Here is a 10,505-nt window from a genome sequence, read left to right on the forward strand (position 1 = left end):
GCCCGACGAGTTGTGGGTGCTGTTTCGGCGGGTGGTGCCGCCAACGGAGGTCGTACGTCCGCAAGGTGGCGGCCGACGCCGGGCGGGTGACCGGGCGGGCCCGCAGCGGTCAGCCCATGAACTTCTTGAACTCGTCCGGCAGCTCGAAGTCCTTGCCCTGAGCGGCCTGGCCGGGCACGCCGAAGGCGCCACCCTGGGCCGCCGCCTGCTCACGGCGGTCCGCGGCGGCCTGCTCCTCGGCCTTGCGCTTCATCGGGTTACCGCTCTTGCGCTTGCCCTTGGCCTGCTTGATCTGCTTCTTCTGCCGGCCGGGACCACCACCCATGCCCGGCATCCCCGGCATTCCAGGCATCCCGCCGCCCTGGGCCATCCGCGACATCATCTTGCGGGCTTCGAAGAAGCGCTCCACGAGGTTCTTCACCGCGGAGACCTCGACGCCCGAACCCTTGGCGATACGGGCCCGGCGCGAGCCGTTGATGATCGTCGGCTCGGCGCGCTCCTTGGGCGTCATCGACTTGATGATCGCGGCGGTGCGGTCCACGTCGCGCTCGTCGATGTTGGCGATCTGGTCCTTGATCTGCCCCATGCCGGGCAGCATGCCGAGCAGCTTGGAGATGGAGCCCATCTTGCGGACCTGCTCCATCTGGGCCAGGAAGTCGTCGAGCGTGAAGTCCTTGCCCTTGCTCGACGCCAGCTTGGAGGCCATCTTGGCGGCCTCTTCCTGGCTGAACGTCTTCTCCGCCTGCTCGATGAGGGTGAGCAGGTCGCCCATGTCGAGGATGCGGGAGGCCATGCGGTCCGGGTGGAAGGCGTCGAACTCGTCGAGCTTCTCGCCGTTGGACGCGAACATGATCTGCTTGCCCGTGACGTGGGCGATCGACAGGGCGGCACCACCGCGGGCGTCACCGTCGAGCTTGGAGAGCACCACGCCGTCGAAGCCGACGCCGTCGCGGAAGGCCTCGGCAGTGTTGACCGCGTCCTGGCCGATCATCGCGTCGACGACGAAGAGGATCTCGTCGGGGCTGACGGCGTCGCGGATGTCCGCGGCCTGGCGCATCAGCTCCTGGTCGATACCGAGGCGGCCCGCGGTGTCGACGATGACGATGTCGTGGACCTTGTTCTTGGCGAACTCGATGGAGTCCTTCGCCACCTGCACCGGGTCACCGACGCCGTTGCCCGGCTCCGGCGCGTACACGGCGACACCCGCGCGCTCGGCGACGACGCTCAGCTGGTTCACGGCGTTGGGGCGCTGGAGGTCACAGGCGACGAGGAGGGGGCTGTGGCCCTGTCCCTTGAGCCAGAGGCCGAGCTTTCCGGCGAGGGTCGTCTTACCGGCACCCTGGAGGCCCGCGAGCATGATCACGGTGGGCGGGTTCTTGGCGAACCGCAGCCGCCGGGTCTCCCCGCCGAGGATGGAGACGAGCTCCTCGTTGACGATCTTGACGACCTGCTGGGCCGGGTTCAGCGCGCCGGAGACCTCGGCGCCGCGCGCCCGCTCCTTGACGTTGGCGATGAAGGCACGGACCACCGGAAGCGCGACGTCCGCTTCGAGCAGGGCGATACGGATCTCGCGAGCCGTGGCGTCGATGTCCGCCTCGGACAAGCGGCCCTTGCCCCGGAGGTTCTTGAAAGTCGCGGCAAGGCGGTCGGAGAGAGTATCGAACACGGCGCTCGTCGGTCCTCAGGGTCGGGGGCGTAACAGGTCGCCTCCTAGAGTATCCGGCCCGGGCGAGCGGCCGTCCTCGCCGGTGGCGATCGGTACGTACGGGGCGGGCGCGCGGCGGTCCGGGGTACGGGTGGAGGGCATGCCCCTCCCGTACCCCGGGCCGGAACGGGACGCTCAGCGCAGGGCGGCCTCCAGCGACTTCGCCACGGTGGCCGCCTCCTCGTCGGAGAGGACCGTCCCGTCCACGCGTGTGACGTAGACGGTGTCCACCGCGTTGGCGCCGAGCGTCGCGACGTGGGCCGAGCGCACCCGTACCGCGCTGTCCTCCAGCGCCCGGCCGATCCGGTGCAGCAGCCCCGGGGCGTCCTGGGCGCGGACCTCGATGACCGTGGCCTGCCGCGAGGCGGCGGAGGCCACCGTGACCCGGGGCGGCGGGGCCTTGATGCCTCGCCGCCGGGGATAGGCGGACTCCCGTTCGGCGAGACGGGCCTGGATGTCGAGCGCGCCGTCGAGCACCCGCAGGAGGTCGGCGCGGAGGCGGGAGACCTGCGGCAGCTCGCCGTACTCGGCGGCCACCCGCCAGCTGAGCAGGAGCAGGTCGGCGGATTCGCCCAGCTCGGTGGGGAGCTCGACGGCGCGCAGATCGGCGGCACGGACGGTGAGGCGGTGCAGGGCGAGCACCCCCGCGACGGCGGGCAGGACGCCGGGCCGGTCCGGGAGCGCGATGAGGAGTTCGACGCCGACCGGTCCCGGTTCGCCCGACTCGGAGGGCGGTTCGGGCTGGGTGTGCAGGGCGAGGACGGGTTCACCGGTGCGCAGCGCCTCGACGGCGAGGCGTTCCTGTTCGGCGTCGGGCACGGCGGGCCCGGGGTCGGCGGGAGCCTCCCCGGCCAGTACGGCGGCCACCCGTGCCACGAGGTCGTCGACGAGGGAGGCGCGCCAGGTGCTCCAGGCGGCGGGACCGGTGGCCAGTGCGTCGGCCTCGGTGAGCGCGTGGAGCAGCTCCAGGGTGGAGAGGGAGCCGACCGCCTCGGCGACCGCGGTGACGGTGTCGGGGTCGTCCAGGTCGCGGCGGGTCGCGGTCTCGATGAGCAGCAGGTGCCGGCGTACGAGGGTGGCGACCACGGCGACGTCGGCCTTGTCGAAGCCGATGCGGGTGGCCATGTCGCGGGCGATGACCTCGCCGGCCACGGAGTGGTCCCCGGGCCAGCCCTTGCCGATGTCGTGCAGCAGGGCGGCGACCAGCAGGAGGTCGGGGCGCCCGACCCTGCGGGTCAGGGAGGAGGCGCGGACGGCGGTCTCGACGAGGTGGCGGTCGACGGTCCAGGTGTGGACGGCGTTGCGCTGGGGGCGGCAGTGGACGCGTTCCCAGTCGGGCAGCAGCCGGGTGACGATGCCCTCGGCTTCGAGGGCCTCCCACACCGCGACGGTCGCCTCGCCCGCGCCGAGCAGGGTGACCAGTTCTTCGCGGGCCTCCGGCGGCCAGGGTACGGAGAGAGGCGCCGCCGCCCCGGCGAGGTGGCGGACCAGGTGGCGGGAGAGCGGGAGCCCGGACTCGGCGGCGGCGGCCGCCGCGCGCAGGGTCAGCACGGGGTCCCGCTCGGGGCGGGCGGAGCGGGCGAGGACGACCTCGCCGTCCGCCTCGACCACGCCTTCGGCGAGCGGGGTGCGTTCGGGGGCGGGTTTGGCGCCGCCGAGCATGGCGCGCAGGCGGGGGCGCATCGAGCGGGCGCGCAGCACGCGCTCGACCTCGCGCCAGGTGACGTCGGAGGCGTAACTGACGGTGCGGGCGGCCTCGTAGACCTGGCGGAGCAGAGCGTCGGCGTCGAGCAGGCCGAGCGCCCCGGCGACCTGGTCCTGTTCCTGGAGGGCGAGCCGGTCGGTGGCCCGGCCGGTCACCAGGTGCAGGGCGTCGCGGGTGTTGAGAAGGACGCGGCGGGCTTCGAGGAGTCCTTCGCGGGGAGCGTCGGCCACCCAGGAGGCGGCGACGGCGCGCAGGGCTGTGGCGTCGCGGAGGCCGCCGCGGGCCTCCTTGAGGTCGGGTTCCAGGAGGAATTGGAGTTCGCCCATGCGTTCGGCCCGCTCCTGGCAGAGCTCGTGGAGGGCGGGCAGCCGCTTGGGGGCCTGGTTGCGCCAGTCCGCGAGGACGTGGGTGCGCAGCGCGGTGACGAGGCCCGCGTCGCCGGCGACCGTGCGGGCGTCGAGCAGGCCGAGGTGGACCTTGAGGTCGTCACCGGCGGCCTTGCGCGCCTCCCCCGGGGTGCGTACCGAGTGGTCGAGCGCGAGGCCGAGGTCCCAGACGGGATACCAGATGCGGTCCGCCAGGGCGGAGACGGCCGCCGCGTCGGCCGATCCGTCGTGCAGCAGGACCAGATCCAGGTCGCTGCGCGGGGAGAGTTCACCTCGGCCGTAACCGCCGACGGCGACGAGGGCGGCGCCGCGTACCCCCGCGTGTTCGGTGGCGGCGGTGAAGAGGCCGTTCAGCCAGTCGTCGGTGAGGCCGGCCAGGGCCGAACGGCGCGGCGGCCCGGACCGCGTCTCCTGCTGGAGGAGGCGCAGCCGGGCCGCCGCGTAGCCGCTGGGTCCCGAGTCTTCGGTTTCGGTGGTCACTTCGGTACTCGTCACCCAGCTGCCTTCCGTTCTACGGGCGTCGGTGTCAGAGGGCGTCCGGGCCGCGTTCGCCGGTCCGTACCCGGACCGCCGTCTCGACCGGCACGCTCCAGACCTTGCCGTCACCGATCTTGCCGGTGCGGGCCGCCTTCACGACGATGTCGATGAGCTGTTCGGCGTCCTCGTCCTCGACCAGGACCTCGATGCGGATCTTCGGTACGAGGTCGACGGTGTACTCGGCACCGCGGTAGACCTCGGTGTGGCCGCGCTGGCGTCCGTAGCCGCTGGCCTCGGTCACCGTCAGCCCCTGGACGCCGAAGGTCTGCAGGGCCTCCTTGATCTCGTCCAGCCGGTGGGGCTTCACGACCGCCGTGATGAGCTTCATGCGTCCACCTTCTTGTTCGGAGCTGCCGGGGTGTCCAGGACCGGTGCCGCTGTGCGGGAGGCCGCACCTCCGCCGGCTCCACTGAAGTCGTAGGCGGTCTCGGCGTGCTCGACCTGGTCGATGCCGGAGATCTCGTCGTCCTCGGTGACCCGCATCCCGATCGTCTTGTCGACGAGGAAGGCGAGGACCGCGGACACCACCAGAGAGTAGGCCAGGACGGAGAAGACTCCCACGGCCTGCTTGCCGAGCTGGTCGAGACCGCCGCCGTAGAAGAGGCCCTTGGCGTCGGACTGGACTCCGCCGGTGGCGAAGAAGCCGATGAGCAGGGAGCCGACGACACCGCCGACGAGGTGGACTCCGACGACGTCGAGCGAGTCGTCGTAGCCGAACTTGTACTTCAGGCCGACCGCCATGGCGCAGAGGAGACCTGCGATGGCACCGACCGCGATGGCACCGAGCGGGCTGACGGCGCCGCCCGAGGGGGTGATGGCGACGAGTCCGGCGACGGCGCCGGAGGCGGCACCGAGGGTGGTGAAGGAGCCGTGGCGCAGCTTCTCGTACCCGAGCCAGGCGAGCATGGCGGCGGCGGTGGCGACCTGCGTGTTGACGAACATCACGGCGCCCACGCCGTCGTCGTTGCCGAGCCAGGAGCCTGCGTTGAAGCCGAACCAGCCGAACCACAGGAGACCGGCGCCGAGCATGACGAGCGGCAGGCTGTGCGGGCGCATCGGGTCACGCTTGAAGCCGACGCGCTTGCCGATCACGAGGATCACGCCGAGGGCCGCGGCACCGGCGTTGATGTGGACGGCCGTACCGCCGGCGAAGTCGATGACGCCCAGCTCGAAGAGCCAGCCGCCGGCGCCCCAGACCCAGTGGGCGACGGGGAAGTAGACCACGGTCACCCAGAGGGTGATGAAGAGCGCCCAGGCGGTGAACTTCACGCGGTCGGCGAGGGCACCGCTGATCAGGGCGGGGGTGATGATGGCGAACATCAGCTGGAAGACGGCGAAGACGTACACCGGGATGGTGTAGCCGTCCCAGAGCTCGTTCAGTCCGATGCCGCTGAGGCCGACGTAGTCGGACGACCAGCCGATGATGGAGCCGGAGTCGGTGCCGAAGGCGAGGCTGAATCCGTAGAGCACCCACAGGATCGTCACGATCCCGAGGCTGATGAAGCTCATCATCAGCATGTTCAGGCTGCTCTTGACGCGGACCATGCCTCCGTAGAAGAAGGCCAGGGCCGGGGTCATGAGCATCACCAGGGCCGAGCAGATGAGCATGAACCCGGTGTTGGCGGCAGACAGCTGAGGGGTGTCTGCGGCAAGCGTCGTGATGCCTGGGGGCATCGGCGTCTCCTCGTCGTCGGAGCGGCCGCGGCGTGCGGGGGAAGGCTGCGGGACCACTGGGAAAGGTGCGGGCCTTATGCGCCATGAGATTGGCGGAGCACCGTTTCCACGAATGCCGCTCGGTGTTTCGCCGCAGTGACGAAGCCGCCGGGAGTGTTACGTCGGCATGAACCCGGAGCGACGTAACCGGTGTCCCACCTACCATGCGGTCCATGCCGCATACGGTGCGGTTGAAGTGCCGCGACACGCGAACCGGCCACGGCGGCCCCCCGCCCACCTGGCGCCCTAGGCCTGTATGGGGCTGGCCCTGGAGCCTGTCGGTGGTTACGGGTCGGCCGCCGCGGCCGGTGGGCGCGGCGCCGGATCAGATCGCTTCGGCGGTCTCCGGCAACTGGTCACCGAGGGCCTCGGTGAGGTGCGCTACGTCGGCCACGTCCCCGAAGTCCCTGGCAGCGGCGTCGACGGTCTTGCGCAGACGGGTGTTGACCCGCTCGGAGCGGACCTTCTTGGCGACGGCGAGCGCCTGGCCGGCGAGCACCATCGACTTTTCGGGCTCGCGCTTGAGCAGATGGACGGTGGCCATGCCGATGAGGTTGAGCGCGTAACTGCGGTGGTGCTCGTCGTCCTCGGCGAACAGTTCGACGGCTCTGGCCATGGCGGGTTCGGCGAGCGAGGCGTACGTGGGGCTGCGGCCGGCGACATAGGCCAGGTCACGGTAGGAATGGGCGTTCTCGCCGTTGAGTTCGGCCTCGGAGAAGAACTTGATCCAGTCGGGCTCGGGCTCGTCGTCCAGACCTGCGTCGAGGAAGGTGTCCTCGGCCATGCGGACCGCTCGCTTGCACTTTCCGGGCTGGCCCATGTTGGCGTAGGCGCGGGCCTCCATCGCATACAGCATCGACTGGGTGCGGGCGGTCGCGCACTCCCGGCTGCCGTACTGCGCGAGGTGGATCAGCTCCAGGGCGTCGTCCGGGCGGCCGAGGTGGATCATCTGCCGGCTCATGCTGGAGAGGATGTACGAGCCGAGCGACTTGTCCCCGGCCTCCTTGGCCGCGTGCAGGGCGAGGACGAAGTACTTCTGGGCGGTGGGCTGGAGACCGACGTCGTAACTCATCCAGCCTGCCAGCTCGGCGAGTTCGGCGGCGCAGCGGAACAGCCGGACGGCGGTGGCGGCGGGCTGGGGCTCCTGCAACAGGTCGGTGACCTCGTGGAGTTGGCCGACGACGGCCTTGCGGCGCAGTCCGCCGCCGCACTGCGCGTCCCACTGGCGGAACATCGCCGTGGTGGACTCCAGCAGGTCGAGTTCGGGCTTGGAGAGGCGCGACGGGCGGCGGGCGGCGGAGGGCGATTCGGGTTCGGCCGGGCCGGTGGGGGCGACCGGCACCAGCCAGCGCTGCATGGGCTCGATCAGCGTGGGTCCGGCGGCGAGCTGGAGCGAGGAGCCGAGGAAGCCCCGGCGGGCGAGCATCAGGTCGCTGCGGGAGAACTCACTGAGCAGGGCGACGGTCTGCGGTCCCGCCCAGGGCAGGTCCACTCCGGAGACGGAGGGCGACGTGTGGGCGGTGCGCAGCCCGAGGTCCTCCACCGCGACGACGCTGCCGAAGCGCTCCGAGAAGAGTTCGGACAGGATGCGCGGGATCGGCTCGCGGGGCTGTTCGCCGTCGAGCCACCGCCGCACGCGCGAGGTGTCGGTGCTGATGTGGTGGGCGCCCATCTGGCGGGCCCGCCGGTTCACCTGGCGTGCGAGCTCGCCCTTGGACCAGCCGCTGCGCACGAACCATGATCCCAATTGCCCGTTGGGGCGCTTTCCGGCATTCGTATCGCCTGCGCCGCTGCCACTCACCGGAACGCCCCCATCTCGCCGAAACCTCTTCGCGCGAACCTCTGCCCAGCTGCCCAGAATGCCGTAACCCGGTACCGCCCGTACGGAAGTCGTCCGCCTTCGAACAAGAAAACGGGTTGCCACCGGCATACCCGCGGGTGCTCATACTTCCAGAGTCCGTGTACCGACGGTAATCCTACGATCACCCTCGCCGCGAGGGCGAATTCAGAAACGCCACCATTCGCCACCCCTTCGAATGAAGCTGTCCGGCACCGGGCGCGCTTGACTTGACAGGCGTCGAACAACAGGGGGCGCGAAGGAGTGCTTCGGGTTGCGCGGATCGGATCGTGCCACCCCCGAGTACTCCCGTGCGCCGCCCATTCGGGGGCGACCACCGGCGGGCCGCCGGACCGCGGGACCCCGCCGCCACGTAACCATCGGCGCGCCGGACCCGTTGGAGGGGGCATGGGCTTCACGATCGGCGGTATCCGTGAGCTGCGATCCGGATCGCGGCGGCGCCACCGCACTGCCGGGACGACCGCCGTGGCGGAGTACACCGGCCTGTGGGGATGGGCCGTCCGGCCCGGCGCCCGTGCGGGGACCGGCTCCCGCACCTGCTCCTGCGGCGACCGGCGCTGCGCCGCACCCGGCGCCCATCCGCTGGAGTCCGCCCGCGAGGTTCCCGCCGGAGCCTCCCTCGACGACGCGGCCTGCGCCTGGGCCGAGGTCCCGGGGGCCTCGATGATGCTGCCGGTGGGCCGGGCCTTCGACATCCTGGAGGTGGCGGAGGCGGCCGGCCGTCGGGCGCTGGTCCGGCTGGAGCGGATGGGGCTTCCGCTCGGCCCGGTGGCGGTGACCCCGGACGGCCGGGCCCAGTTCTTCGTCGCCCCCGGAGCCGCCGCCCAGCTTCCGGAGCTGCTGTACCGGATGGGCTGGGACGACGCCCCGCTCGATCTGCGCGCCCTCGGGCCCGGCACCCACATCACCGCGCCCCCCTGCGACGTCGGCGGCCTCGGCCCGGTCCGCTGGCTGCGCCCGCCGGCCCTCGACACGGCGACCGCTCCTCCGCCGGCCCGGCTGCTGCTCGGCACCCTGGCCTACAGCTGCCACCGCACGTAGAGGCTTCGAAGACGCCGATGGGCGGCGGCCCCCGGTCGGGGCCGCCGCCCATCGGCGTGCGTGCGGGGTGCGAGGAGCGGTCAGTCGCCGATCAGCGCGTCGACGAAGGCGCCCGGCTCGAACGGGGCCAGGTCGTCCGGTCCCTCGCCGAGCCCGATGAGCTTCACCGGGACGCCCAGCTCGCGCTGGACCGCGATGACGATGCCGCCCTTGGCGGTGCCGTCGAGCTTGGTCAGGACGATGCCGGTGATGTCCACGACCTCGGCGAAGACCCGGGCCTGGACCAGACCGTTCTGGCCGGTGGTCGCGTCGAGCACGAGCAGGATCTCGTCGAGCGGGCCGTGCTTCTCCACGACGCGCTTGACCTTGCCGAGCTCGTCCATCAGGCCGGTCTTGGTGTGCAGCCGTCCGGCCGTGTCGATGAGTACGACGTCCGCGCCCTCGGCGATGCCTTCCTTCACGGCGTCGAAGGCGATCGACGCGGGGTCGCCGCCCTCGGGGCCGCGTACCGTACGCGCTCCGACGCGCTCGCCCCAGGTCTGGAGCTGGTCGGCGGCGGCGGCGCGGAAGGTGTCCGCCGCGCCGAGGACCACGCTGCGGCCGTCGGCCACGAGGACCCGGGCCAGCTTGCCGGTCGTGGTGGTCTTGCCGGTGCCGTTGACGCCGACGACCATGACGACGCCCGGGGTCTCGGCGCCGCCCTCGGTCCTGACCTCACGGTCGAGGTCGGGGCCCAGCAGAGTGATGAGCTCTTCACGCAGCAGGGCGCGGAGCTCCTCGGGGGTCCGGGTGCCGAGCACGCGGACGCGTTCGCGCAGGCGCTCGACGAGTTCCTGGGTGGGAGCCACACCGACGTCGGCGGTGAGGAGGGTGTCCTCGATCTCCTCCCAGGTGTCCTCGTCGAGGTTGTCCCGGGACAGGAGCGTGAGCAGCCCCTTGCCGAGGGAGTTCTGCGAGCGGGCGAGCCGCGCGCGGAGCCGTACGAGACGGCCCGCGGTGGGCTCGGGTACGTCGAGGGCGGGAGCTTCGGCCGCGGCGGCCGGGGCTTCCTCGGCGGGGGCCTCGGCGTCCGGGAGACCGGCCTCCTCGATGGTGCGCCGCGCTTCGTCGCGCGGCGCCTCGGACTCCTCACCGACACGAGGTCCGGCGGGAGGAGTGATGGTCGGCGTGCTCGACGGCGCCGAGGGCGGCAGCTGCTTCTTCTTGCGGCTGCTGACCACGAGCCCGCTGATCAGGCCGACAGCGACCAGGGCGATGACTACAGCAAGGATGACGATTTCCATAACCCGTCCAGTATCGGCCACGGGCGGGGCCCGGGAGCTGCCTCGGACGGCCCTCCCGCATCCGATGCACCACTTTGCACCTTTTGGCGGTCATTGTGGTGAGCGGAGACACGGCGGAGAGGCGGCGGAGAAACAGCACGGCACGGCATCCGTACGGGGACACGGCACGGGCACCGCACCCGTGCGGCGCGGGAACGTCCGTCAACGGCCGGCCGCAGCAGGCGGACGACGTCTGGGAGGGCGAGTCCCTCCTGTACGTCCTGCGCGAACGCATGGG

The 10,505-nt window shown here is 71.6% G+C and carries 7 protein-coding genes and 1 pseudogene; 2 read left to right on the top strand and 6 right to left on the bottom strand.

The genetic code is table 11. The features are described 5' to 3' along the window. Positions 1–109 precede the first annotated feature (109 nt). The 5 genes from ffh to nsdA form a co-directional block, all read right to left on the bottom strand. Complete coding sequence (ffh, locus tag ACWD3D_RS26575) at positions 110–1,666, bottom strand: signal recognition particle protein (protein ID WP_451463316.1); 1,557 nt, start codon at positions 1,664–1,666, stop codon at positions 110–112. Between the two features lie 174 nt (positions 1,667–1,840). Next, entirely contained in the window at positions 1,841–4,291 is a 2,451-nt protein-coding gene (locus ACWD3D_RS26580) for a [protein-PII] uridylyltransferase (protein WP_451463317.1), read from the bottom strand. Positions 4,292–4,322: 31 nt separating this feature from the next. After that, positions 4,323–4,661 carry a P-II family nitrogen regulator gene (locus ACWD3D_RS26585; protein WP_451463318.1) on the bottom strand — a complete coding sequence of 113 codons (339 nt, stop codon included), beginning with the start codon at positions 4,659–4,661 and terminating at the stop codon, positions 4,323–4,325. Further along, positions 4,658–6,007, bottom strand: a complete 1,350-nt coding sequence (locus ACWD3D_RS26590) for an ammonium transporter (protein ID WP_451463319.1) — start codon at positions 6,005–6,007, stop codon at positions 4,658–4,660. Before ACWD3D_RS26590 ends, ACWD3D_RS26585 begins: the two co-directional genes overlap by 4 nt. Before the next feature lie 364 nt (positions 6,008–6,371). After that, positions 6,372–7,847 (bottom strand): transcriptional repressor NsdA, encoded by a 1,476-nt coding sequence (nsdA, locus tag ACWD3D_RS26595; protein ID WP_451463320.1) that lies wholly within the window; start codon positions 7,845–7,847, stop codon positions 6,372–6,374. 444 nt (positions 7,848–8,291) lie between these two features. Between nsdA and ACWD3D_RS26600 the strand changes: the two genes are divergently transcribed. Next, positions 8,292–8,945, top strand: coding sequence for a bifunctional DNA primase/polymerase (locus ACWD3D_RS26600; RefSeq protein WP_451463321.1), 654 nt, complete (start codon positions 8,292–8,294; stop codon positions 8,943–8,945). An 80-nt stretch (positions 8,946–9,025) separates the two neighbouring features. On the opposite strand, the gene ftsY is transcribed toward ACWD3D_RS26600, so the two are convergent. Further along, entirely contained in the window at positions 9,026–10,228 is a 1,203-nt protein-coding gene (gene ftsY / locus ACWD3D_RS26605; protein ID WP_451463322.1) for a signal recognition particle-docking protein FtsY, read from the bottom strand. 197 nt (positions 10,229–10,425) lie between these two features. Between ftsY and ACWD3D_RS26610 the strand changes: the two are divergent. Continuing rightward, positions 10,426–10,505: pseudogene (locus ACWD3D_RS26610) on the top strand ((2Fe-2S)-binding protein); the annotation flags it as partial.

The organism is Streptomyces sp. NPDC002690 (genome assembly GCF_053592415.1).